Raw genomic sequence first — 26,346 nt, forward strand, 5'->3', positions numbered from 1 at the left:
AATTACGCATATTTATAAAAGAGAGAGAACTGTGAACGAAAATCAACCTTTCGATTTGGTCACTCATTACCAGCCAGCGGGTGATCAGCCACAGGCAATTGAAAAGCTGGTAAATGGCGTCGAAAAAGGTTTTCGTAATCAGTTACTGTTGGGTGTGACTGGTTCCGGTAAGACCTATACCATGGCAAATGTCATTGCCCAAACACAACGGCCAACCATTGTAATGGCGCACAATAAGACCTTAGCAGCGCAGCTCTATGGCGAATTTAAAGCCTTTTTCCCAAATAATGCAGTTGAATACTTCGTAAGTTATTATGACTACTATCAACCAGAAGCTTACGTTCCGTCTTCAGATACCTTCATTGAAAAAGACGCAGCAATTAATGACCATATTGATCAAATGCGTTTATCGGCAACACGTGCTTTGTTAGAGCGTCGTGATGCAATTATTGTTGCTTCTGTATCTGCAATTTACGGTTTGGGTGACCCAAATGCCTATATGCAAATGTTATTGCATGTGGTGCAGGGTGACCGAGTGAGTCGAGACGAAATTATTCGCCGGTTGGTTGAAATGCAATATACCCGTAATGAACTTGAATTCTTACGTGGTACTTATCGAATTCGTGGCGAAATTATTGACATTTTCCCAGCTGAATCGGACCAACATGCAATTCGTATTGAGCTTTTTGATGATGAAGTAGACTCAATTCGTTGGTTTGACCCACTCACTGGTAAAATGGTGCGCAAAGTACCACGTGTCACGATTTATCCAAAAAGCCATTATGTGACACCAAAAGATAACTTAACACGTGCGATTGATACCATTAAGGATGAACTTCAAGACCAGCTTAAGTTCTTCCGTGAACATGACAAGTTACTTGAAGCTCAGCGTATTGAACAACGTACTCGTTATGATTTGGAAATGATGCAGCAGCTAGGCTATACCAATGGTATTGAAAACTACTCTCGTCATTTATCGGGCCGTCCAGCAGGTGAAGCACCACCGACATTGTTTGATTATGTGCCAGACGATGCCTTACTTATTATTGATGAATCGCATGTAACGGTTCCTCAGATTGGCGCAATGTATAAAGGTGACCGTTCACGTAAAGAAAACTTAGTGAATTATGGTTTCCGTTTACCTAGTGCACTTGATAACCGCCCAATGAAATTTGAAGAGTGGGAACGTATTGTACCAACCACTATTTTTGTCAGTGCAACGCCAGCTAAATACGAATTGGAAAAGTCAGAACAAGTGGTTGAGCAGGTCGTTCGTCCTACAGGTTTGATTGATCCTGAAATTGAAGTTCGCCCAGTACTTACTCAAGTCGATGATGTGCTTTCTGAAATTAATATTCGTAAGAATTTAAATGAACGTGTGTTGGTGACCACTTTAACTAAACGTATGGCAGAAGATTTAACGTCTTATTTAAAAGAATATGGCGTTAAGGTTGCTTATTTGCACTCAGATATCGATACGGTTGAGCGTGTCAAAATTATTCATGAGTTACGTACAGGTGTATTCGACGTTTTAGTCGGTATTAACTTGCTTCGTGAAGGCTTGGATATGCCAGAGGTTTCTTTAGTTGCTATTTTAGATGCAGATAAAGAGGGCTTCTTACGTTCAGAACGTTCGCTTATTCAGACCATTGGTCGAGCTGCCCGAAATGTGAAAGGTAAAGCAATTTTATATGCGGATAGAATTACCGATTCTATGCAAAAAGCAATTGATGAAACCGAGCGCCGTAGAGCCAAACAAATTGAGTTCAACGAGCTACATGGTATTACACCTCGTAGCGCTGTTCGTCAGGTGATCAAAGAAATTGATGCAGGTGAAGTACTTTCAGATGATCAAATTGATGAGAAGGTATTAGAGCAGGCAAAAGCCCTGAGTGCTGACGATCGACATATTCTTTCTGATCCTAAACTGTTTAGTAAGCATATTACTAAGCTTGAGAAAGAAATGTTAAAGGCATCGAAAGACTTACAATTCGAGCAAGCTGCTCGCATTCGTGATGAAATTGTTCGTTTAAAAGCGCAAATGTTGCAATAAATGGATACATAACACTACATGATTTGTTTAAAAAACAAGCTACTGTAGATGTTTAAGTTATTTTTGTATTCACAACTAAAAGTTGAGGGCAACAATGGCATTTCGAAAAAATGTTCCGCAAGCCAGTTGGCGCTTGGCAAAAATTGCATTGGGCGGGATTGTTCTGACTGGCTTAGCCGTTGGAACATATGCCTACGCCCAGCAAAAACCGTTACCAACTGTCGATAAAGTTGAATTAGACCGTTATTTAGGTGTGTGGTATGAAGTCGCACGTAAACCAGCTTTTTTTCAAAAAAAATGTGCTTATAACGTATCTGCAACATATACATTAAATGAAAATGGAAATATTGTTGTAGATAACCGTTGTTATGATAATCAAAAACAATTACAGCAATCTATTGGTGAAGCATTTGTAGTGAATCCACCATATAACACTAAACTAAAGGTTAGTTTTTTACCTGAGGCTGTAAGATGGATACCCGTAATTCGTGGTGATTATTGGATTTTAAAACTAGATGAAGACTATCAGACTGTTTTAGTTGGAGAGCCTTCTCGTAAATATCTTTGGGTATTATCTCGAACGCCGCACCCTAAAAAAGAGGTAGTTGATGAATATCTGAATTATGCAAAAACATTAGGATTTGATATTCGAGATATTATTCACTCTGAGCACAAAGAGTAAAAAATTTTGCTTAAGAAAAAACCATGTCTTCACATGGTTTTTTCTTTTGTATAGTTGATAAATCAAGTATTGTATCGCTTCATTTTTATTGAAGTATAAAGAGGTTGGCGATGTTAAAAGGCGTGATTTTCTCTGTCATGGCATCATTAACTTTCGGTATACTTTATTTCTATACCCAATTACTCGGCCAACTTGATAGTGAGCAGACTTTTGGATGGCGTATTATTGCAACTTTGCCATTTTTAAGTGTGTTTATGTGGTGGAGTGGTGATTTAAGTCATATTAAAAATATCTATCAGCGTATTTTGGCAAACCCCTCTTTTCTTTTATTGCTCATCACCACCTCCGTGTTGACTTCGGTACAGCTATGGCTCTTTTTATGGGGGCCAATGCATGGCCGTGGTTTACAAGTGTCTTTGGGATATTTCCTGCTACCGCTTGTATTGGTGTTAGCTGGTAGTGTGCTATATGGCGAAAAAATATCAAAATTTCAGTGGGTCGCTATTATTCTGGCCATAGTTGGGGTAGGCCATGAAATTTTTCGCTTAGGAAGTATTGCTTGGGAAACTGCTTTAGTTGCCATTGGTTATTCAGCTTATTTCTTGTTACGCAAGAAAATTAAAACCGATAATTTGGGCGGTTTTTGGTGGGATCTTGTGATTATTATGCCCGTAGCGATTTATCTGACACATACAGGTGTATTGCCATATGCTAAATTTATAGATCAACCAACCCTTGCTTTGGTCATTGTGGGGCTAGGGGTACTTAGTGCTATAGGTTTAGGAAGTTATATATTGGCTAGCCGTTTTTTACCCTTAGTGGTATTTGGGTTGCTCGGATATCTAGAACCTGTATTGCTTGCTTTAGCGTCGTTGGTTTTAGGTGAAAGTGTTGGTCGAGAAGAGTGGTTTACTTATATTCCAATCTGGTTTGCTGTTTTTGTACTTGTTTTAGAAGGTGCTTTTCATCTTTATCAACAGCAGCAAAAAGCCAAAAATTTGCAGTTGAATATCGAAAAATATCAAAAAAGATTAAAAAATGATGCTCATCATTAGAGCATCAGAATTCAAAAAGTAAGAAAAAGCAAAAATTTAGCTGCTTTAAACAATAAGATAATAAAAAATAATTATAGGTATTTTATGAATTTATGATGAATTTTAGGAAAATCTAGCTACTAACGTCAGCTTTTGATTCATTCTTGCCAATAATTCCATTACAATTACGGGGTTTTAAAAATCACGCCTAGATATAATTAATTAGAGGACGTATCTGTGAGCAAAGACACTATCATCGCCCTGCATGCTGAACACCAAGGTCGTTGGAAAAACCGTGAAGAAATCGCGGAACGTATGATTGCATTAATCGGTCAATTATACCGTGAAAAAAATATTGTCGTATCTGTTTACGGTCGCTCTTTAATTAACCGTTCTGTTATTCAAATTTTGAAAACTCACCGTCGTACACGTGTTGTAGATGTTGAGCTTTCTGTTGTAAATACATTCCCAATTTTAGAAGCTTTAGCAAAAGTTGAAAACATTGGTTCTGCAGAAGTTGATATCGGTAAACTTGCAGTTGAATATAAAGAAAAAGGCGGTGATGTTGACGCATTTGTTGCTCAAGCAGTTGAGTCAATTAAAGGTAGCGCAACTTCTGAACAACCAAAAGACGTAGTTCTTTACGGTTTTGGTCGTATTGGTCGTATCTTAGCTCGTTTAATCATTAGCCAATCAGGCTTAGGTCGTGGTTTAAGCCTTAAAGCGATTGTTGTTCGTAAGTCTTCTGATGGTGACTTGGCGAAACGTGCTTCTTTACTTCGCCGTGACTCTATTCACGGTACTTTCGCTGGTACAATCTCTGTTGATGAAGAAAACGAAGCAATCATTGCGAATGGTAACTTCATTAAAGTCATCTATGCATCTAGCCCAAGTGAAGTTGATTACACTGAATACGGTATCGAAAACGCGCTTTTAATCGACAACACTGGTAAATGGCGTGATGCTGAAGGCTTAAGCCAACACTTGAAATGCCCAGGCGTTGCACGTGTAGTATTAACTGCACCAAGTAAAGGCGAAATGAAAAACGTTGTATTTGGTGTAAATAACACTGACATCTTAGATGAAGATAAAATCATTTCTGCTGCAAGTTGTACAACAAATGCAATCACTCCAATTCTTAAAGTATTGGATGATAAATATAAAGTTCTTAATGGTCACGTTGAAACAGTTCACTCATTTACAAATGACCAGAACTTAATTGATAACTACCACAAAGCTGATCGTCGTGGTCGTGCCGCTACATTGAACATGGTTATTACTGAAACTGGTGCTGCTAAAGCTGTTGCTAAAGCATTACCTGCATTAAAAGGTAAGTTAACTGGTAACTCTGTACGTGTTCCAACGCCAAACGTATCTCTTGCTATTTTAAACTTAACACTTGATAAAGAAGTTGATCGTGAAGAAGTGAACGAATACATTCGTCAAATCTCGATTAACTCTAGCCTTCAAGGTCAAATCGGTTATACCAACTCTACAGAAGTGGTATCAAGCGACTTTATCGGTTCTCGTACAGCTGGTGTATATGATGCTCAAGCAACGATTACTTCTGGTAACCGCTTAACTGCATATGTTTGGTACGATAACGAAGTAGGTTATAGCTGCCAAGTATTACGTATTGCTGAACAAATGTGTGGCGTAAGCTATACAAAAATTCCTGCAGAAACTAACGCTTAATTCTATTTAACGTTAGATAAAATATTGTGACAAAAAGACCCAGTTTAGACTGGGTTTTTTTACAACTGTACAAAATATATGCTGATTATTTTTTAAAAATCAATGAGAATAGGATTTAAGGAACAAAAAGAAATAGTAAAAGGGATTGGAATTGCAGCAGTTTAAAAGATTATTAATCGTCTTCTTTTTCATCATCATCGCGAATATATGTGGTGTACTCATCGCCATTTGGGTTTTCAAGCATTTTAATATTTATATCCCGCTGAAAAACCAAGCTGTAGCGATTGATTTACAAGAGCCTTTGCAGGTACAGGTTAAAGTCAAAGATGCCTTAAATGTCGATGTAAAGGGTAGAGTAAATGCGAATATTCCTATTAATGAAAAGTTAACTATCCCTCTCACACAGACGTTAACCCCACGGGTCTATTTCGATAATATGGTGCCAATTAGCACTGTTATTCCAGTTAAAGAAACATTAAAAGTTGATCAAAGCCTCCCAATAGATACTAAAGTTCAAGTCAGAGTATTAGGTAAGGATATAACTTTGCCATTAAAAGGTAATATTCCATTAAAGCTTGATGTACCTATTGATATTCAAGTACCACTCGATCAAAAAGTTCATTTGAAGTTTGATGCTCCAGTTAAAACAGTTTTAAAAGAAGATCTTCATATTCCTCTAAATGCTCAATTAAAGACCAATATTCCGATTCAAGGTAGTTTGAATGTACCTGTAAAAACTGCTTTAAATGCTTCAGTAGATGTGAAAAATACGTTGCCAGTTAAAATTGAGCATGGTGAGTTAAAAATACCTTTATCAAGTATGAGCCTTAATCGCGTTAAAGCCGATAATGCTACATCTGTACCTGATCAGAACCAGAATAAGTAGGAAGATGACTGATGCTTGGTTCAATAAAAAGTATGCTGATCAGTTTTTTTCTGATTATGGTACTCACGGCAATTTTATTTTGGCTTTATTTAAATATACAAGCTTCAGTTGTAGTGTCTGCACATGAGTCGGATATTCGTTTACCGGAGTCATTAGAGACAAAAATTCATGTTGGTAATAATTTACAGGTACAGTCTATAGGTAAACTTGATACCTCAATTAAGATTGATCGTCAGATTTCGGTACCATTAAAGGGAAGGTATTTGGCTGATTTGCAGTTTGAAGTCGAGACGCCAATTACAGTAAGTGTTGATTATGCGACAACTCTGAAAGTTGATCAGGTTATGCCTTTGGAAACAACTACCGATTTAATTTACCAAAATAAGTTATTACCTAGATTTCCATTAAAATTAAATATTCCTATTAATCTTGATATTCCATTTCAGTTAAAACGTAGTTATACCATTCCCGTTAAAATTGCTTTTAATGGTCCAGTTTATTTTGAGTTCGATGAGTCGGTAAATTTACCAGTTAAACATCAGTTTAATCCAAGTTTGAAAATTAATGATGCAATGGAAATGGGCAATATCTCAAGCTTTAATGCCATTATGTATAACTCTGTACAGCACACAAAAGCGAATTTAGATATGAAGATGGATTTGCCTTTACGCAATGTTCATCCATAAGGGATCAATGCATAAAAAGCGACTCTGATCAGCTTTAAACTTTTATCAATATCAAAAGATATAGAATAAGACCTAGGAAAGTTGAATTCTCTCGATTTTCTATTCGAGAATTTTATGAAAATATGGCAGAATAGGCGGTTTTAGAGTTTTTAGAGGATTGGCAAATGCGCTTTGTTGATGAAGCAGTCATTACCGTAGAGGCTGGCGACGGTGGCAATGGCGTAGCCAGTTTTCGCCGTGAAAAATTTGTACCATTTGGTGGCCCAGATGGTGGTGATGGCGGACGTGGTGGAAGTATCTATATTCAAGCTGATGATGATACAAGTACCTTAGTCGATTACCGTTACACCCGTAAATTCCGCGCTGAGCGTGGTAAAAACGGTGCAGGTGCTAACTGTACCGGACGTGGTGGTGAAGATGTGGTTTTAAAAGTACCTGTAGGTACAACAATTGTTGATACAGATTCTGGCGATATTATTGGCGACTTGGTTGAAGACGGCCAAAGAATTCTGGTTGCAGGTGGTGGTGAAGGTGGTTTAGGTAATACTCACTTCAAATCATCAACTAACCGTGCTCCACGTAAATGTACGACTGGTATAAAAGGTGAATTTCGTGAAATTCGTCTTGAATTGAAAGTATTGGCGGATGTTGGCTTATTAGGTATGCCAAACGCTGGTAAATCTACTTTCATTCGTGCTGTAAGTGCTGCAAAACCGAAAGTAGCGGACTATCCATTTACCACTATGGTTCCAAACTTAGGTGTTGTAGATGCTGACCGTCATCGTTCATTTGTAATGGCCGATATTCCAGGGCTTATTGAAGGTGCGGCAGAAGGTGCAGGTCTAGGAATTCGTTTCCTTAAACACTTGGCACGTACTCGTATTCTTCTACACATTATTGATGTGCAACCAATTGATGGTTCAGATCCAGCGCATAATGCAAAGGCAATTATGAATGAGTTGGCTAAGTTTTCTCCTACTTTAGCCAAACTACCAGTTGTTTTAGTACTCAATAAATTGGATCAAATTGCTGAAGAAAGTCGTGAAGAGTGGTGTCAGCACATTCTAGACGAGTTGAAATGGACTGGTCCTGTCTTTAAGACCTCAGGCTTATTAAGCGAAGGAACAAAAGACGTTGTGTATTACTTGATGGATCAGATTGAACAACAACGCGAACGCGAAGTTGAAGATCCTGAATACGCAGCAGAAGTAAGAGCTTTCCGTGAACAACTAGAAGTTGAAACACGTGAACAAACCATTGCGGCAAAAGAAGCATATCGTGCGATGCGTCGAGCACAACGTCTCGAAAGTATGATGGACGATGATGATGATTTTGACGATGATGAAGACGACAATGATGTAGAAAGCATCTACGTTCGTGACTAAAAAATCGAGGAAAACATGATAGAAGTGGTCGATGGGCAACGTAAGCTCAGTGAGTGTAAACGAATCGTTGTTAAAATCGGATCATCTTTACTCACAGCAAATGGGCAGGGGCTAGATCTGGAAGCTATTTCGCATTGGGCGAAACAAATTGCAGATTTACACAATGCTGGACACGAAATTATTTTAGTGTCTTCAGGAGCTGTAGCAGAAGGTATGGTTCGTATGAAGCTTGCGAGTCGACCCACCGATCTACCCAGTCTACAAGCATGCGCCGCAATTGGGCAGATGGGCCTAATTCATACATGGTCTAGCGTGCTTGAAAATCATAGTATCCGAACAGCGCAAGTCTTATTAACACATGATGATTTGGCAGATCGCCGTCGTTATTTGAACTCATGCGATGCGTTGCAGAACTTGATTGACTGGCGTGTTATTCCGGTTATCAATGAAAACGATACAGTCTCTACTGACGAGATTCGTTTTGGTGATAACGATACCTTAGCAGCAATGGTTGCTGGTCAAGTACATGCTGATTTACTGATCATTTTAACAGATCAGCAAGGCATGTTTGACTCAGACCCACGCCATAACCCAGACGCAAAGTTGTTATCAACTGTGCGTGCTATGGACGATGTCTTATTTGAAATGGCTGGCGGTGGTGGGCTTCTTGGACGAGGTGGCATGGTCACTAAAGTTCGTGCCGCACGTTTAGCTGCCAAATCAGGCTGTCCAACACTGATTGCTAGTGGTGAAAGTGACAATGTGTTGTCACGAGTAATGGGTGGTGAAATGTTAGGTACATTATTCACAACAGATAAAGACCGTATGACAGCACATCAACAGTGGCTTGCTGCACATTTACAAACAGCAGGTCGTCTGGTGATTGATGATGGCGCGGTTGACGCGATTAAATCAAAACATCGCAGTTTACTCCCTGTTGGGGTCGAAACTGTTGAAGGACATTTTGATCGTGGTGATGTGGTTGAATGTGTGGATAAACAAGGCAAACGTATTGCGGTTGGACGAGTAAACTTTAGTTCTCGTTCAGCTGAAATTATTAAAGGCCTTTCTTCAGACAAGGTTTACCAAGTACTTGGTGAAGCTCGTTCACTTGAAATGATTCATCGTGATCATATGGCAATTTATTAAGTTGTGATCAATTAAAAAGCTCGCTTTATGCGAGCTTTTTTTGTGGTGTTAATGATGGCAAGATTCGATCTTCACCAACCATAAAAGGGTGGGTGGCAAGGCTTAGCATGTCTAAATCTTCTGAAGTATTCCCATAAGCATAAATTTGATAATAATCCTGCAAAGAATATTGTTCATGTATTCTTAACTTCTTTTGTTCATTACTACAATCTGGCGTTGAATAGTAGCCCGTCATCATGCCATTTTTAATTTGAGTTTCAGTGCAAATTAATTCGATATCAAGTAATTTGCAAAGTGGAGCAAGATAGATATCAATTGAAGCTGAAACCAATACTACTTGATCACCAAGTAACTGATGTTGTTGTAGCTGTGCGAAGATTTCAGGTGAAAGCGTTGAGACGAGCTCTTGTGCATATTCTTCGCCTAACCTTTGCAGTTCAATGGCTGGAGTATTGCTAAACATACTGCGAAAAAGTTTAGCTCGCATCGCATGAGCTGGATAAAAATTAAGATAATAGGCTTGAATCCATGGCAGGATTTTTAAGCCTTGCTTCACAATGTGGCGCTTAGATAATGCATAAAAGATGAACCCTGTAAAACTGTCTTTAGTGCACAAGGTTCCATCAAAATCGAACAGGGCGAGGTTTTTTATTATCTTATTCGTTTCGCTCGTTGCATACATGATTCATATCGTCCGTTTACGCGGGTTGCATACCAGTTAGTATTATAGTCACGACTTAATTTAGGCCCAGAAATGACCACCTGAGGCATCATTGCATAGATCGGTTCTTTGCCAGTTTTAGCCTTATAGAGTTTAGTTAAGGCAATATAAGTTTGTGTGCTCTCAAACTTTTTCTCTTTTTCCAACTTCAGGTCATCGCGCAGTTGTCTTGGAGTAATTAAAACATTATTTGTATTAAATACATTCATTAATTCTTTTTCTGACTGACTCTGTACTGCGAGTGGACTACCAGATTTATCGTAAAGTAGTAAATCACCATCTAAAGTAAGTTTAGCCTCAGTGAGATCATCCAACATACTTTGAAAAGCAGCATTACGGCTAGAGTACATACCTGAGTTATAATCAGCAAAACGGTAAATCGCCTTATCATAGTCTGCTGGATATACCATCAAGCGATGAATGCCATAATATAAACCACCATATTGCGTATAAAGATCATTTCTAAGATCATTAATATTCATACTAGAACGCTTATGAGCTTTGGCATAATTAATATGAACTTGCATTGAACCCAATGTAGTGATTGGATTCATTTTCTCGCCAATATCTTGTCCAACCAGTTTGGCTGCACCCGTTAAAGCACTAACATGATAATGTTGAGTCATAAAATCAAAAATTTGACGATAAAGTAAGTCGAGATCTTTTTCAGTTTTGACTTTACGCATCTGACTCATGTAGTTATTGTCAGGAGAGGGCTGGGTTTTTAATACTTCTTCGAAGTAGCCTGCGACCGTACCACCAACTTTCTCACCAAGTTTGTCTTCAAACTTTTCATTTAAACGGGTACTGACTTCATCGACCGCTTTTTTACCAAGACCGGGTACTACTGGATTGGCAACAAAGTTAGATTCCTGATCTACAATCGCGACAATACTACAAACATTTTGCTTGGTTTTAGGAATTTTTAAGTCCTGCATAATATCGTCAATATCTTTGGCCCATGACTCACGATCATGCACGCGCGATGGAATTAACTTTTTAATTTGCTGGCTTTCTAAATCGGGCTCATCATTTTTTGACCACCAGGCTTTATCTCCACAAGCAGTTAAACTCATGCATACGGTGACTACACCGAATGATTTTAATAAAAAACGGGAAGACAACGGTTTGTTCATGGCGAGGAAAGCACCTGCAAAAAAGATGAGCTGATCAAGCGGATGAAGTATACTATGTTGATCATGAATTGTATGAATATATATGTATATTGGTCCCTATCAACTGTCAAATAATTTAATTGTTGCTCCTATGGCTGGTGTAACTGACCGTCCATTTAGAACACTGTGCAAGTATTTTGGTGCGGGTCATGCTGTGAGTGAAATGATGACTGCCGACAAAACTTTGCGAATGACTAAAAAAAGTCTTTATCGTGCGAATTTTGATGGAGAGTTGGCTCCTATCTCTGCACAAATCGCGGGTTCTGACCCAGAACAGTTAGCTGAGGCTGCTCGTTATCAAGTTGCAAATGGGGCACAAATTGTTGATATCAATATGGGATGTCCTGCAAAAAAAGTATGTAATAAATTAGCAGGTTCAGCATTATTGCAAGATGAGGACTTGGTAGCTCGAATACTAGATGCTGTTGTTGAAGCAGTTGATGTTCCTGTGACGTTAAAAACCCGTTTGGGATTTTTAAATGGCCAAGAAAATATTTTACGCGTGGCTAAACGTGCTGAAGAGGCGGGGATTGCTGCGTTAACATTGCATGGCCGTACACGTGAAGACATGTATTTAAATACAGCACGTTATGAATTAATTAAACATGTTAAAGAATTAATTAATATTCCTGTTATTGCCAATGGTGACATTGATAGTCCTGAGAAAGCAAAATATGTACTGGACTATACTGGCGCCGATGCAATTATGATTGGGCGGGCTGCACAAGGTCGTCCGTGGATTTTCCGTGAAATTGCTCATTATTTAAAAACTGGTGAGCATTTGGCTGCTCCAAATATTGAAGAAGTCAAAGATGTACTTTTAGGACATTTGTCTGAGTTATATCAATTTTATGGTGAATATTCAGGATGTCGTATTGCTCGTAAGCATATTGCTTGGTACACCAAAGGCTTACGTTCGAGTAACGAGTTCCGTCAAAATATGTATAAAGTTGAAACTACTGCTGAACAAGCATTAGTAGTCGAAAGTTATTTTAATCAATTGCTTGCAGAAGGTAATTTGATGAGTGATGTTCAGGTTGAACAAGTTAATTTATTAGCTACTCACTAAAATAAAGCAACCAGTACACGACTGGTTGCTTAAAATCTTCATTTATTCATTATCTAACATTTCAACAACCAGTTGATTGACCAGATCAGAAGCGCCTAATTCACGTATTTGTGCAACATTACTTCCTGCCCAAAAAGCACCAAAACCATAGTCATGGTGTTTGCTCGCAAGAGCATTGAGTTGTTTTGCTAAATCATAAGCATAAGGGTATTCAGGTTGGAGAGGTCGAGTAGGTGAATCAATTTTAGTATGCCAATGGTTCAGTAAACCGCGAGCTGGACGCCCAGAAAGGCTAGCACTAATTTGCGTTACAGGTTCAGTAAATAATGCTTTGCGATATTCAGCAGAAGCATTTGAAGTTTGGCATTGAACGAATGCTGTACCTAACTGGACTGCGGTTGCTCCTAAACCCAACATATGTTTGGCCTGCAAGCCAGTCATGATGCCACCCGCAGCTACTACTGGAAGCTTACAATGCTTCACAATCAATTGGACCAAATCACTGGTTTTAATCGCTGCATCAAAAGTCTGGTTGAAAATTCCTCGATGTCCACCTGCTTCAATACCTTGAGCAATAATAATATCGATACCTGCTGCTTCAATCGCTTGTGCTTCAATCAGGTTGGTGGCCGAAACCATAGTCAAAATACCAGCTTCTTTCAAAGCTTTAATTTGATGCAGATGTGGAATACCAAAATGGAAGCTCACTGCTTTAGGCTTAGTTTCTAAAACAACATTTAAAAAGTCATCATTGTCTAAAAAACTTGGATAAATACAGTGCAACTCTTGAGGAGGTTGAACACCAAATTTTTCAAAATCAGGACGTAAATATTCAATCCATTGTTTTGCTTTTTCTAGGTTAAGCTCTGTAGATTGATGACAGAAAAAATTAACCTGAAATGAGTTTTCAGTGAGTGCTTGAGTTTTTAAAATTTGTTCACGTGCACTTTGTGGAGTGTTTGCTCCCAAACCTAATGATCCAAGGCCTCCTTGATTTGAAACCTCGGCTGCTAGTTCTGGTGTAGAAACGCCTGCCATGGGAGCCAAAAAAATTGGATGTTTAATTGCAAGTTGTTGTAATAGGCTCATTTTATTCACCTCATTTCTTTCACTTCACCATAACGTGAAAATAGAATGAAGAGCAAATAATATTGGCTATTTAATTTTTAAATATTCTAGAACACTATTTAAAAGATCTTTTTATAATGGCGTGACATTAAATAAAGAACCAATCCAGCTTGAAAAAGCCATTGCTAAAATTCCCCATAAGGTAATACGTAAACTGCCTTTAAGTTTAGATGTACCAGCAAAGTAACTTGAAAGTGCACCTAAAATCGCTAATGAAAGAATTCCTGTGGCTAGGACAGCAGGCATAATCCATTGATTCGGGCTGAGTAATATAGCCAGCATGGGGAAAAAAGCCCCAAAAGAAAATGATGCGGCAGATGATAGTGCGGCCTGTACAGGATTGGCTGCGGTATTTTCATGAATGCCGATTTCATCACGGGCATGTGCACCCAATGCATCATGACTGGTTAGCTGTAAAGCAACTTCTTGAGCTAGTTCTTTAGATAAGCCTCTAGAAATATAAATTTGAGTTAGCTCATCTAACTCTTTTTGAGGGTGCTTAGAGAGTTCTTTTGCTTCAATCGCTAAATCTGCTTTTTCAATATCTTCTTGAGATTTTACGGAAATATATTCTCCGGCAGCCATTGATGTAGCCCCAGAAATTAGTCCAGCAATGCATGTAATTACTAGTGTATGTGAGTTGGCTCCACTTGCTGCCATACCCATAATTAAACTAGTGACAGAAATAATTCCATCATTGGCTCCTAATACTGAAGCTCTTAACCAACCTGAACGGTGAATTGCATGATGCTCTGTATGATGTGGAAAAGCCATGTGTTTTGCCTTATAAATGTTTTATAGATGCTATGAAACTTTACAAATTATTGATCAAAAAATATGTCATCATTATAGGGAATTTAGGGATACTAAAGAATAGATCAATAATAAAAATGGAGACTAAACTATTTATATTAAATCATCCTTAACCTAACTTAACGATGTAACTCATTATTTTAAATTATGATATTTATTGATCATTCTAACAAATTACCCTTAATAACTCTAATTTACTGTAGAGGTGATAATGAGAAATAGCAAAACAATAAACTCTATAACGCATTCGATATTACTTATGGGAGTAGTCATTTCTTCAACGGTAGTAAGTGTGTGTTCTGTTTATGCACAAGACCCAGTTACCTCTGAATATAAACCTGGAAACCTCATTTATGATAAATGGGACAGATTCTATAAAATAGAGCAGTCTCAACCTCAAGAAGCAGAAAAAATATTAGTTGAGCTGAGTAAGCTGACCCCTACAGATATTAAAGTCTGGAAAAGCCTGACTTATTTACAGATTCGGCTCGAAAAAAGAGATGAGGCTTTACAAAGTTTAAGACAAGCAAGAGCTTTAGCTCCTCAAGACGACACTTTAAAATTACAAGAAGCATATTTGCTGAATCAACAGAAAAAAAATCGTGATGCACTGGTTTTATTTAAAGAACTAACTTCATCTTCAGATCCAGCAATTGCTGCGAAGGCAACTCAAGCTGTTAAAAATTTAAGTGGAGGTGAGGTTAAGCCATATTTTGGGGATATCTATTTTGCACCCTCTTATGAGTCACGTTATGACGATGTTATTTTTCCTTTAAAAGTTCGGTACGGTAAAAACATCGACAATGGTCGTGCTCAAGTCTACGGTTTTCTTAATTTAAACCGTGACACTAAATCTCAAGGTGGAGTACGACCTGAAATTATTGATGAAAATGCAGTTACTCTTGGGGTAGGTGCAAATTATCAACCATGGACTTCTATTCCTGTTCGAGCTTATGTCGAAGTTGGCGGAAGTTATGACTTGATTGATCGAAATCGAAAAAAATTTCGTGAAAGTGTAGTTGGAGGGGTAGCAGGTTATCAAGAGTGGTATTCGCAATCTAACTGTAATCATACACTTTGTTTAGATAATTACTTTACTGACCTCTATGGCAATGTCGCGACTTATTCAAGAGAAGACTATAACGTTATTGGAGATTTGCGCTTACGCACAGGTTTAAATTTATATAAAGGAGATAATGGAACTGTGCAGGCTTATGTGAAATTGCATGGCTTAGCAGACAGTAAAAATGAGTATTACAATAATTTATTTGAATATGGGCCAGGGATTTCATGGCAACCTTTTAATTATCAACCGATAAAACTTCGTGTTGAACGTTTATATGGCAACTATTTTAAAGACGTGCCTGTTAATACAAAAGATCATTACAACAATACTCGTGTAGAACTTGTTTTTTATAAGGACTTCTAATAATGAAAAAAATTTTTATTTCAATTGTATTTGGTACTCGTCCAGAGCTAATAAAGCTAGCTCCGGTAATTTTATTAGCAAAACAAGACTCGCGATTTCAGGTTGAAGTTATTTTCACGGGTCAGCATGATGAATTAGTGCGAGATGCTATAGATTTCTTTGGTGTTGAAATTGACCACCGACTTAAAATTATGAATGCAGGGCAAAGCCTAAATCAGCTATTAATTCATGGTTTGGTTCAACTAGAGCATGTTTACACCGATGGTCAAAAAAGAGATGCGATAGTCATTCAGGGTGATACTACCACTGTATTAGCTGCTGGATTAGTCGCATTTTCAATGAAAATCCCTGTTGCCCATGTCGAAGCAGGTTTACGTTCTTATGATTTAGACCATCCTTTCCCTGAGGAAGGTAACCGTCAGTTAGTTTCACGTATTACTAAATGGCATTTTGCTCCGACTGAACAATCAAAAAGAAATCTACTTAATGAGCAAATCAAGCCTTCGTTAATTACAGTGACAGGCAATACAGTAGTCGATGCTGTATATTTAGGCAGAAAGTTAATTTCTGAAAAAGCTGGTTTAAAAAATCAGCTCGAACCTTACGGAATTGAGTTAAAACAAAACGATAAAGTCGTACTTATTACCGCTCACCGCCGTGAAAATTTTGGTGAGGGAATTCAAAATATTTGTAATGCAGTTGAATATTTAGCTAATCATCATCCTGATTTACATTTTATTTGGCCTGTGCATTTAAACCCAGCTGTACATGATGTAGTGCATGATAAGTTTAAAAATCATGCTCAAATTCACTTGGTTAAACCACTTGATTATCCAAGTTTATTAGCCGTCATAAACCGTTCTATCTTCATTTTAACGGACTCTGGTGGTTTACAAGAGGAAAGCCCTTCGTTTAATAAGCCTGTATTAATTTTACGAGACACCACTGAACGACCTGAAGTCGTGGAAGTCGGGGCAGGAGTACTTGTTGGAACAAATCAGCAAAAAATTATTGATGAGGCTGAAAAACTTTTAACAGATTCGCAGCATTACCAAAAAATGGCAAATGTTGAAAATCCGTTTGGTGATGGGCGTGCTGCCCAGCGAATATTAGATGAAATTGTCAGAACTTCTGAATAAAAAGTATTTATTTTGAATTTTCTGATTCACTTATGGTGGCAGGAATGCTGCCATAAGTCAGGCGATACCATAAACCGACGATATAAACCGACCAGCGTCCCATATAGTGGGGACCATCAAAAATATAAATTGTTTTGCCTTCATATGCTTTAATCTGAGAAATAATTTCCCAAGGATAGGCTGCTCGAAATTGTCCATTTTTTTTGGTACGAAATGCTTCTAGCACAATAACAGTTTTATCTTTTCCAAGAGTTTGTTCAAGTTGGTCTAAAATACGTCTTGCTTGTTGAGGGGTTCTTACGCCGACACCTACACCATCTTGGAAAAAGACACCAGCTTGGCTAGGTAGCCAACTTTTAACCCATAAATTATAATTTTCAGGCTCTCTTTCACCACTATAAATGCTCACCCAAATAGGTGCTGGCAGTTTTTCTAGAACATGACCTAGTGTGCTTACCCTTAACCAAGTTGGATCAGCTTCAACTGGAAAATAGTAACCTTTTAAAGATGCATCATTTTGTTCTTGAATAATTTGTGCAGATTTTTCTCCTAAAGCAACAACATTTGCACGTGCTGCTGGTTCATTATATTCACCAGCTAAACCTAATATGAGATTCTTAGCCCAAGGTTGTTGCTTAATTTTCTGTATATCAATGGCTTTTTCCCACTGTGGGAGGTTGGAGTTTGTCCACCACGATTTAGATTCAACGACTGACCACTGGGGAACAAAAGTGTTGACTCCTAAATAATGCCAGTTTCCTTTTGGAGGAGTGGTATTGTTATCTGGTTGCCAAAAAATTCCTTCGATCACTGGGGGGTGTCCATGATTTTTGAACAACCCCGCATAAGCCACTACACTACATATAATTAAAATAATAAAAGCAGTTATTTTAATTGGTATCTGTTTTCTCATTATTACGTCGTAACCAATACCACAAGAAGATCACTATTATCATAATTGCAGAGATAATCACAACCAGTAAAAAGAATGAAGACTGCTGAACTAATGGAGCTTTTTGATTACCTACAATTAATTTTTGGAGAACATAGATATTGCCGTTTTCTGAAACCAACATTTTGGTCACATTATTTGGAATTTTATGTTGAATGGTTCCCCATAGATGCATGAACGTTTGTGTACCTTTTTCAGAGTCAGTAATGACATCAAAGCGATTATTGTTATAACTCACAATAAAACCGTTTGCTGCTGCTGGCGCATAAATAATGTTTTGATGCATTGAGACTTGTTGTTGATAAATCTGTTTATTCACAATCACATTAACTGCTTGTGGAGCATTTGGAGAAAAACGTACTAAATTCAGTGGCATTGGAGCATCAGTAAGTAGCATTTTTTTGGCGACTTGCCCTAATGTGATCGCAATATTTAATGCACCAGATTGATCATCAATTGCAATTGTTGGTTTAGTTGCCAATGTCATGGAAAGGGCTGCCACCCCATTTTTAAGTTTGTGTGGAAGCTTGACAGTCGATTTGGCTGTATCGACCCAAAGTGAACCATGAGCAGTTGGCAGACATTGAGAGTTGGCAATAACCGAGTTTTCAAGCTTCAAGCTAAAGTTGGTTGTATTAGAAATAGACTTTGCAAAAATGTTGAATTGTCGATTAACTGGGTCAGAGGCAAGATCCGCCGTTTTCATACTACCTGCAAGACCACCATCGAGCCATGCTGTAATGTTTGAACCCTGTAATAGGCCGCTTTGAATACGAAGGGCAATTTGTCCTTGTAGGATGTCAGTAGGTTGCCATACTGCTGGAAAATCGAGAAACAAGTTTTTCTCAGCGTGATTTAAGCGGAAATCTTCAATACCTAAGTCTGCAAGCGTATCAATTTTCTTGAATTGAGCCCAAGCCGGTGCAGAAATTGTAGTTGGGAAAATTGCACTGCCTGTATCAAGCTGCTGTACATAAGCTGGATTAATTAATCCATTAATAGCAGCAGTAAGTTCTTGTGGTGTGTGATAAGTGATAGAGAGGGTAGGAGCACCATCTGTCGGTTTTGAAATTTGTACAAAAGCTCCATTTTTAAGTGGAGGTGTCGATTTTATTATTTCAATAACAAACTTGGTTTCAGGGTTTAAATTGGTTTGTCCAGAATCGATCCATTCAATAGGAGTGACAGAGCTCCAAGAAGTTGCAAGTCGAGCAAGCATAGAGGCTTCGGTAATCTCCTTGCGGTTGTATTTCAAGATACCGACAAAAGGAGTGGGTCTCTTCGCTTGGGGGTTAAACAAAGCATCAGGTAAATCTTTTAAGCGATAAACATTTCGAATAGGTGTAAAGTCGAGCTGAGAATTGCTTAAATATGTCAAATGATCGATATCTTCTGTACAGAAGGAATCTCTCGTTTGGCTCAGCATTGTAGGTTTATCATATTGTTGAATAATAAAATCTAAACGATGGAAACCACTCGGGCTGGCGGGAATATCAAATTTAAATTGCCCACTTCCATTTAAAGTCGTGTTATAGATGAGCTTATCATCATATTTCACTAAAATATTGGTATCACTTTCAGTGGAATAGTCACTGGAAAACTGAATGTTTTGCCACGCTGCACCCTTTCCAATATAGAAAAAGTGAGGCTCAACAGTATATTTAGTTGATGTACTAATATCATCTAAAGTCCATGTGGTGGTATGGGCTGGCACGGCTAACATAAGGCAACTGCTAGCAAGGAGTGCTTGTATGAGTGGATAAAGTTTAAAAGTCTTTTTCATTTATTTTTTCTCCTTGCTTCTTTCTGTTTTGTACCACTGAAGTGAATTACCTTGTATTTTATTTTTTAGCATGTCGAATGCGGCTTTAAATACAATAAATAAGAATATCTGTGAATAACTTACATAAGATAAAACTGAGTAAAAATAGAGCTCTGGTTTAACTTTTTCTAAAGAAAGCGTAAACCACATTTGCGCTACATATAGGCAAAATGAAAGGCCCCACAAGAGCGTAAATGGCCCTGGAACTGAAATACCTGCAATATCAAGTAAGCCAAGTGTTAACGTAATATGACTCCAGAATAGAGCTGGTACGAAAAGGATATAGCACATGATGTTATTCAGAATTTCAATTCCGATGGGGAATGGTGTTCTGAGCGCTACTGGTAAATATTTACGTGTCACATAAAAATTACCTTGAGTCCAACGTGAACGCTGTTTAACGAATACACTTAACGAAGGTGGGTCTTGCTGCCAACCAATTGCATAAGGAACCCATTTAATTCGTTTTTGTCCGATAAAAATTCGGAAACTCATTTCTGTATCATCCACTAGCGACTTTTCGTCAAAACCGCCTAAGGTTTCTAAGGCATCGCGCCAGATGACATAGTTAGTGCCCATCAATGTTGATAACTCAAAACGTTGCCAGCGTCCACCTTGAAAGATCCATTGGAAAAAGATGAACTCAATCGCAATAAAGCGTGTCAAAATACTATCTTGCCAGTTACGGGTTCTTACTTTTCCATTTACAGCGACTAGTTTTTTGTCTGCAAGTAGAGTTTGTGCGAGTAATCGAACGCAATCGGGTTCAGGAGTACTATCGGCATCATAAACAACAATTAATTCACCTTTAGCATGAGGAAGCCCGTTATTGAGGGTTCTTGATTTCCCTTTGCCCCCCATACCTTTTGGAACATTAACAATTTTTATGCATGGATAAATTTTTGCGAGGCTTTCTGCGATTTCAAGCGTGTTATCTTTAGATCCATCATTAATCAGTAGAACTTCATAAGCTTCGGCTGGATAATCTTGTTGAGCAATTGCATGTAAAGTATCTTCAATCACCACGCCTTCGTTATAGGCTGGAATTAAAACGCTTAAGACTGGCCATCTCTCGGGGATAGGTAGATTTTGTAGTTCTTTTTCAGCTGTTTTTGAATATTTCCACGCTTGATAGCTTAGCCACGCCCAAAATGCTTGTGGAATCCAAATACCTAAAAAGCCAAATAAAAATAGAATATCAATTGGAGCCATTTGTACGGACCCTCCTAATAATAGAAGAGATGAGTAGCAATAATAGAATTAATCCTACTACTAAGGAGATCCATGAAATATAACTACCAAATGTACCGAGAAGATCTGGATAAGTTGTTGTTAAAATTAGATCTAGAGGAACAACAACTACACTTAAACCAATAAATATATAACCGATAAGATTTGTACTGACATGTTCAGGTGTACTTACATAATCAATATTATTAAATTTCCACGAAATACCGAGTTGTGGATAACGAATATTGGAAAGAGGTAAGTCGGCTGGAGGATTAATGATAATTTCGTAACCTGAAACATGGCCGTTAAAGTTCTTGGCCGAATAAAATAAATGTTTACCTTGTTTAATTTCTCTGGATGGTATCGGTAAATTTTCTGAATTTAATGGAATAATATAACTACCCGCAGGCTGTGAAATTAAATTTTCATCCCATCCTGTACTTACAAACGCAGCCATTGGCCGTAAACCAATTGCTGTTGAAAATGTTGCCTTCGCAGCAAAATACTGAGGTTGTTCAGTTTTAAATAGTACGATTGGAATAGCACCTTGGCTTACTGCTTCTTTTAACAAGAAATAGTGGGGGAAACCAAAAACCTCATCTGGCAATATAATGCCGGGTCGAATTCCATTATGAACAAACTTTTGAAAACTTTCAGAACTGATCTGGTCAAGAGTAAATACAGGCCACCAAGTATCTTGATAAGGGAAGAACATCGAAAGATCTTCTGGAGTTTGTACTTCAGTCTTTATTTGCTCGGCTTTAATTTCACAATGGTAATATTGCCGATAGAACTGTTGTAAAGTGGCGTCTGGATATTGGCTCGATGCGATCACAATTCCACAAATATTAAGAAGAGTAGACATTAGTTCATCTCCTCAGGTGGAATAACAATAACTTTATATTCAACCTCAAGACGCAGTGTCATAATTTCTCTTAACTTTTTAATAAAGTCAGGCTCTTCGTCAGTTTTTTGCTGACGAATGACAATGCTGTATATGTTCTCTAAATCATCATCAGCAAATTGGAAAACAATTTCATTCGGCTGATGTTGGCTCAAAATCGTAATCATTTCATTTTGAGTGGTTTTCCAGACATCATCTCCTAACATTTCTTTGATTAGACTACGATTAAGAATACTAATGACGAAGACTTCATAATCTTGAACATTATGATGATCGAGTAGCTTAAAAAAACTACGCTGAAAATATTTTAAAGCGCTTAAAGGGAAAATATCTCGTCGATAATTTCGGTCATAACTTTGAATATCGCGATATTTCTGAACGTTAATTTCAATATTATGGCGTACGGCACTTAAAAAAACTGGAATAAGAGGAATAATAAAAAGTAAAAGAAGCTGACGTTCAATATGCGTTTGTGCTCCAAGATCAAGGAGAAAATAAACAGATACGCCAATAAAAGCGAGTAAACCCACAATTAGTGATAAACCAACTTCTAAAAAAGCACCGGAAACTAAAAGAATTAGAATAAAAATCCAGCTTCCTCTAAAACTTACAGGTAGCCACTCATATGCAATCATTCCCATAAATAGATGAGCTGCAATAATCCATAAGACGAGTGTTCTACCTGGGTTCTTTTGTTGCATATGGTTTATGCTACCTTTTTTGTAATGTTAATTTTTTTATACTTTTATAATGAAAGGTCGTGATTTGGGAAGTTGTTGTTGTTTATGTCCTTTTTAAGTATCTATTCTGTTTATTTGTAGTTGAAAGTCCCTTTATAGTCAAATCCCGTTATTATTTTTTAATCAAAAGCAAACATATAAGACGTAATTGTTAACTAAATACGCTTGAATATTTCAATTGCTTTGAGGCGTGTTTCTTTTAAATCTACAATCGGTTTTGGATAATTCAACCGAAGAGACTTATTTGCTGAATAAGGATCATGAATAGATTTGTTGTCCAGATGAGCTAATTCTTTTACCCATGTGCGAATATAGACACCATTCGGATCAAATTTTTGTGATTGGCTAATCGGGTTAAAAATTCGGAAATAGGGTACAGCATCTGTTCCAGTTGAAGCACACCATTGCCATCCACCATTGTTTGCAGCTAGGTCTCCATCAATTAAATGTTGCATAAACCATTGCTCACCAATACGCCAATCGATCAGTAAGTTTTTACATAAGAACATAGCAGTAATCATACGTACTCGATTATGCATCCAGCCGGTTTGTAAAAGCTGGCGCATTCCGGCATCAACAATAGGAATACCCGTTTGACCAGTTTGCCATGCAGTTAGGTGTTCTGGGTTATGATTCCATTGAATTTTTTGAGTGTCCTTTTTAAATGGAATATGTTTAGACACATAAGGAAAGTCAAATAAAATATGTTGGTAAAACTCTCGCCAAATAAGTTCATCTAACCATATTTGCTGACCTTCATTGGTTAAATGAAAGTTACCATGTTGATTGAGGAATAATGCTTGTAAACACTGGCGTATAGATAAAATTCCAATATTTAAATAAGGCGAAAGTTTACTTGTACCTGTTATGTGGGGGAAATCTCGCTCGACTTTATATTGAGATACCGAGTCTTCAATAAAATGATCTAGTTGTTCTAATGCATATGACTCGCCAACAGGCCATAAATCTTGCTGTTCTGTTGTAATGGATGAACAGAATAGCTTTTCAATTTCAGCTAAGTTTGTATTTTTCTCTTCAAATAAATCGGTTGGAACTTTAGTTTGTTTATTGGGTAAAGGATAACATTGAGGTAAACCACTAGTATCTAATTTTGAGTAGCACACTTTTTTAAAGGCACTAAAAACTTGATAAGGTTGTTCTGATTTGTTGCGAATTGAACGCAGAGGAAAAATCGTGCGGTCATGAAATAAAAAAAGTTCTTTACTGTCTTTATTTAAAATGTCTTGTACAGTTTTATCTCTTTTTAGTTCATTTACTCCTACCTCAATATTGGCATAAACATTTTCAATATTATATTTCTTACTAAAGTCAGAAATAGATTTGGCAATATCTTTCCAATAAGGGATGACCTGAATAACCAGAGGGATGTGAAGAGCTGCCAATTCTTCTTGAAGTTTTTTGAGTTGTCTTAAATAAAAACTAATTTTTATTGGAGCATCGTCGTGCTGTTTCCACTGGTCTGGCGATAAAATGACTAATGCAATTGAATTACCTTGTTGGCAAGCATGCCATAAAGCTGCATGATCGCGCACTCGTAAATCTTGTCGGAACCAAATCAATTGATAAGCATTTGACATGCATAGTCCAATAATAAATTAACTCACTGAATATTATATAAAATAAATACATAAAAAAAGCAAAGCCGAAGCTTTGCTTTTATCATCTTGTTAAAGATGAATTAGTGGTGGTGACCACCAGCACCGTGTACATGACCGTGATCAAGCTCTTCAGCAGATGCTTCACGGATTTCTACGATTTCAACTTCAAAAGTTAAGTCTTGGCCAGCAAGTGGGAAGTTAGCATCAACAACAACGTTGTCGCCTTCAACCGCTTTAACTGTAACGATTTGAACGCCGTCATCAGTTTGAGCTTGGAATTGCATACCAGGTTGAATGTTATCAACACCTTGGAACATTTGAGCTGGAACTTCTTGTACTAGGTCTGGGTTGTATTCGCCATAACCTTCAGCAGCTGGTACGTTTACAGTGAATTTATCACCAACAGTCTTACCAGTTAATGCATTTTCTAAACCAGGAATGATATTGCCTGCACCGTGCAAATAGGCAAGTGGTTCACCTTGAGATTGATCAAGTGTTTCACCCTCAGCGTTTGTTAATTTATAGTGGAATGAAACCACGTGGTTATTTGCAATTGCAGTCATGTTTTTGATCCATTCAATCAATTAAAGCGTACATCATAAAGTGAAAAATAAATTTTGTAGACTACAAAATCTCAATCTTTAACACTTTTTCTAATGCGTTTTTACGTATATAGGGATGAACTCAAAAAATTCAACTCAATACAGCTTAATTTTTGGTCGTACTCGTCTTGTAAGTAAATCTTTCACTGTGAGTAGTCCAGCTTGAGTGTATCCGTGAATTGTTGCTTGATGTAAACGGTATAAAGATACGTACATTGTTTTAGCAATATATCCTTGTACACTGACATCCCCAAGTAATTCTCCAACGGCTTTATTACGACTTAAAGACACAAGTGAACCTTTGTCATTAAAAGTGAACATCGGCTGTGAACGGCCATTAAGTCTGGCAGCCATAGCATTAACTAAAAAGCTTGCTTGTTGACTGGCAACTTGAGCGCGTGGTCCAAGAGGAGGGTTTCGTGCATCAAGTTGGCAGTGTGCACAATCACCAAAAGCGAATACATTTGGGTCAGAATAAGTTTGCAGCGTAGCATAGACCATTAAACGGTTAATGTTGTCACGTTCAAAATCGGTAAAACTTTCAAGAACTTTCGGTGCTTTTACGCCAGCTGCCCATACCGTAATATCACTTTTGAGTTCATTACCGTTACTGAAATAGATGCAATGCTTATCAATTTTTTCAACGCGATGTCGAGTTAAAATTTGGATACCCATTTTTTGGAGCTGTTTTGCACTATGCTCAGCTGTTTTCTCACTTAAAGCAGGTAAAATACGTTCGGAAGCTTCAATCAGTGTGATTTTGACTTGATTAGGGTGGATTTTTTTCAAACCATATCGGTAAAAGTTTTTAGTGGTTTCTATAAGCTCGGCAGCAAGTTCTACACCCGTTGCACCTGCACCAACAATTCCAATATTGAGTGTACGTTGGCTAGGTTGATTTTGTGCTTCAATGTACAAATGCAAAAGATCTTGTTGGAAAATATCAGCTTGATTTCTACTGTCTAGAAAATGACAATTTTCACGTACACCCGTTGTATTAAAGTCATTGGATATTGAACCAAGCGCTAAAATAAGCGTGTCATAACTGAGTTTTTGAACTTGGGTGTTCTGCTCTTTAGATACTTGAGGAGGGACTAAATCTATTATTTTTTTCTCTTTATCAATTGCAACAAGTGTTCCCAATATAAATTCGTAATGATGTTTTTCTGCATGCGCAAAATAATTGGTTTGTTCTTCGTGAGGGTTTAAGGAACCCGCCGCAATTTCATGAAGTAGAGGCTTCCAGATATGAGTCAAATTTTGGTCGACTAATGTAATTTTGGCTTTACCACTTTTCCCAAAGGTTTCACCGAGTTGTGTGGCAAGTTCTAAACCACCTGCGCCACCACCGACAATGACAATATGATGTAAACTTTGGGTCATTTTTATCACCTAATTATTTTTCTATAAAAAAAGATGGCTAAATTATGCCA

The 26,346-nt window shown here is 37.7% G+C and carries 23 protein-coding genes; 11 read left to right on the forward strand and 12 right to left on the reverse strand.

Features of this window, described 5'->3' with window-relative positions; genetic code table 11:
* Positions 1-31 precede the first annotated feature (31 nt).
* From uvrB to proB, 8 genes are all read left to right on the forward strand, one after another.
* On the forward strand, positions 32-2,053 hold the full coding sequence (gene uvrB / locus I8T81_RS05050) for an excinuclease ABC subunit UvrB (RefSeq protein WP_077169576.1): 2,022 nt from the start codon (positions 32-34) through the stop codon (positions 2,051-2,053).
* 94 nt (positions 2,054-2,147) lie between these two features.
* A complete protein-coding gene (locus I8T81_RS05055) occupies positions 2,148-2,735 on the forward strand; it encodes a lipocalin family protein (RefSeq protein WP_019457675.1) in 588 nt (195 codons plus the stop codon).
* Positions 2,736-2,845: 110 nt separating this feature from the next.
* Complete coding sequence (gene rarD, locus I8T81_RS05060) at positions 2,846-3,790, forward strand: EamA family transporter RarD (protein WP_198072252.1); 945 nt, start codon at positions 2,846-2,848, stop codon at positions 3,788-3,790.
* A gap of 216 nt (positions 3,791-4,006) precedes the next feature.
* Positions 4,007-5,464 (forward strand): glyceraldehyde-3-phosphate dehydrogenase, encoded by a 1,458-nt coding sequence (locus I8T81_RS05065; RefSeq protein WP_019457677.1) that lies wholly within the window; start codon positions 4,007-4,009, stop codon positions 5,462-5,464.
* A gap of 151 nt (positions 5,465-5,615) precedes the next feature.
* Positions 5,616-6,350: an MFS transporter gene (locus tag I8T81_RS05070; protein ID WP_077163209.1), complete on the forward strand. Its 735-nt coding sequence runs from the start codon at positions 5,616-5,618 to the stop codon at positions 6,348-6,350.
* 11 nt (positions 6,351-6,361) lie between these two features.
* Positions 6,362-7,036, forward strand: a complete 675-nt coding sequence (locus I8T81_RS05075; RefSeq protein ID WP_174739887.1) for a hypothetical protein — start codon at positions 6,362-6,364, stop codon at positions 7,034-7,036.
* A gap of 164 nt (positions 7,037-7,200) precedes the next feature.
* Positions 7,201-8,421: an Obg family GTPase CgtA gene (cgtA, locus tag I8T81_RS05080; RefSeq protein WP_019457680.1), complete on the forward strand. Its 1,221-nt coding sequence runs from the start codon at positions 7,201-7,203 to the stop codon at positions 8,419-8,421.
* A gap of 15 nt (positions 8,422-8,436) precedes the next feature.
* Positions 8,437-9,570: a glutamate 5-kinase gene (proB, locus tag I8T81_RS05085; RefSeq protein ID WP_198072253.1), complete on the forward strand. Its 1,134-nt coding sequence runs from the start codon at positions 8,437-8,439 to the stop codon at positions 9,568-9,570.
* Positions 9,571-9,595: 25 nt separating this feature from the next.
* Here proB and I8T81_RS05090 read toward each other — a convergent pair whose 3' ends face one another.
* Positions 9,596-10,252, reverse strand: coding sequence for an HAD-IB family hydrolase (locus I8T81_RS05090; protein WP_004700012.1), 657 nt, complete (start codon positions 10,250-10,252; stop codon positions 9,596-9,598).
* Positions 10,222-11,427: a DUF1615 domain-containing protein gene (locus tag I8T81_RS05095; RefSeq protein WP_198072254.1), complete on the reverse strand. Its 1,206-nt coding sequence runs from the start codon at positions 11,425-11,427 to the stop codon at positions 10,222-10,224. Before I8T81_RS05095 ends, I8T81_RS05090 begins: the two co-directional genes overlap by 31 nt.
* 82 nt (positions 11,428-11,509) lie before the next feature.
* Here I8T81_RS05095 and dusB point away from each other — a divergent pair, with 82 nt between their 5' ends.
* Positions 11,510-12,535, forward strand: a complete 1,026-nt coding sequence (gene dusB / locus I8T81_RS05100; protein WP_198072255.1) for a tRNA dihydrouridine synthase DusB — start codon at positions 11,510-11,512, stop codon at positions 12,533-12,535.
* Positions 12,536-12,577: 42 nt separating this feature from the next.
* Here dusB and I8T81_RS05105 read toward each other — a convergent pair whose 3' ends face one another.
* The gene (locus tag I8T81_RS05105; protein ID WP_198072256.1) at positions 12,578-13,624 is read right to left on the reverse strand and encodes an NAD(P)H-dependent flavin oxidoreductase; all 1,047 of its coding nucleotides are present in this window, start codon (positions 13,622-13,624) and stop codon (positions 12,578-12,580) included.
* Positions 13,625-13,735: 111 nt separating this feature from the next.
* Positions 13,736-14,437 carry a VIT1/CCC1 transporter family protein gene (locus tag I8T81_RS05110; protein WP_198072257.1) on the reverse strand — a complete coding sequence of 234 codons (702 nt, stop codon included), beginning with the start codon at positions 14,435-14,437 and terminating at the stop codon, positions 13,736-13,738.
* A 250-nt stretch (positions 14,438-14,687) separates the two neighbouring features.
* Here I8T81_RS05110 and I8T81_RS05115 point away from each other — a divergent pair, with 250 nt between their 5' ends.
* Complete coding sequence (locus I8T81_RS05115) at positions 14,688-15,905, forward strand: tetratricopeptide repeat protein (RefSeq protein WP_198072258.1); 1,218 nt, start codon at positions 14,688-14,690, stop codon at positions 15,903-15,905.
* 2 nt (positions 15,906-15,907) lie between these two features.
* Positions 15,908-17,044 carry a non-hydrolyzing UDP-N-acetylglucosamine 2-epimerase gene (wecB, locus tag I8T81_RS05120; protein WP_198072259.1) on the forward strand — a complete coding sequence of 379 codons (1,137 nt, stop codon included), beginning with the start codon at positions 15,908-15,910 and terminating at the stop codon, positions 17,042-17,044.
* A gap of 7 nt (positions 17,045-17,051) precedes the next feature.
* Here the strand turns inward: wecB and I8T81_RS05125 are convergent, their stop codons facing one another.
* From I8T81_RS05125 to I8T81_RS05160, 8 genes are all read right to left on the reverse strand, one after another.
* Positions 17,052-17,957 carry an alpha-amylase family protein gene (locus tag I8T81_RS05125; RefSeq protein ID WP_004700023.1) on the reverse strand — a complete coding sequence of 302 codons (906 nt, stop codon included), beginning with the start codon at positions 17,955-17,957 and terminating at the stop codon, positions 17,052-17,054.
* Entirely contained in the window at positions 17,935-19,779 is a 1,845-nt protein-coding gene (locus tag I8T81_RS05130) for a hypothetical protein (protein WP_191106050.1), read from the reverse strand. Before I8T81_RS05130 ends, I8T81_RS05125 begins: the two co-directional genes overlap by 23 nt.
* Positions 19,780-21,030, reverse strand: a complete 1,251-nt coding sequence (locus I8T81_RS05135; protein WP_004700031.1) for a glycosyltransferase family 2 protein — start codon at positions 21,028-21,030, stop codon at positions 19,780-19,782.
* Positions 21,017-21,913, reverse strand: coding sequence for a hypothetical protein (locus I8T81_RS05140; protein WP_198072260.1), 897 nt, complete (start codon positions 21,911-21,913; stop codon positions 21,017-21,019). The genes I8T81_RS05135 and I8T81_RS05140 overlap by 14 nt, the downstream gene beginning before the upstream one ends.
* Positions 21,913-22,653: a hypothetical protein gene (locus tag I8T81_RS05145; RefSeq protein WP_019457692.1), complete on the reverse strand. Its 741-nt coding sequence runs from the start codon at positions 22,651-22,653 to the stop codon at positions 21,913-21,915. Before I8T81_RS05145 ends, I8T81_RS05140 begins: the two co-directional genes overlap by 1 nt.
* A gap of 194 nt (positions 22,654-22,847) precedes the next feature.
* Positions 22,848-24,290 carry a cryptochrome/photolyase family protein gene (locus I8T81_RS05150; protein ID WP_198072261.1) on the reverse strand — a complete coding sequence of 481 codons (1,443 nt, stop codon included), beginning with the start codon at positions 24,288-24,290 and terminating at the stop codon, positions 22,848-22,850.
* Between the two features lie 101 nt (positions 24,291-24,391).
* Positions 24,392-24,874, reverse strand: a complete 483-nt coding sequence (locus I8T81_RS05155; protein ID WP_004700040.1) for an FKBP-type peptidyl-prolyl cis-trans isomerase — start codon at positions 24,872-24,874, stop codon at positions 24,392-24,394.
* A 135-nt stretch (positions 24,875-25,009) separates the two neighbouring features.
* Positions 25,010-26,296, reverse strand: coding sequence for an NAD(P)/FAD-dependent oxidoreductase (locus I8T81_RS05160; RefSeq protein ID WP_198072262.1), 1,287 nt, complete (start codon positions 26,294-26,296; stop codon positions 25,010-25,012).
* Positions 26,297-26,346: the final 50 nt, after the last annotated feature.

It is taken from the genome of Acinetobacter seifertii (genome assembly GCF_016064815.1).
Classification (GTDB): Bacteria; Pseudomonadota; Gammaproteobacteria; order Pseudomonadales; family Moraxellaceae; genus Acinetobacter; species Acinetobacter seifertii.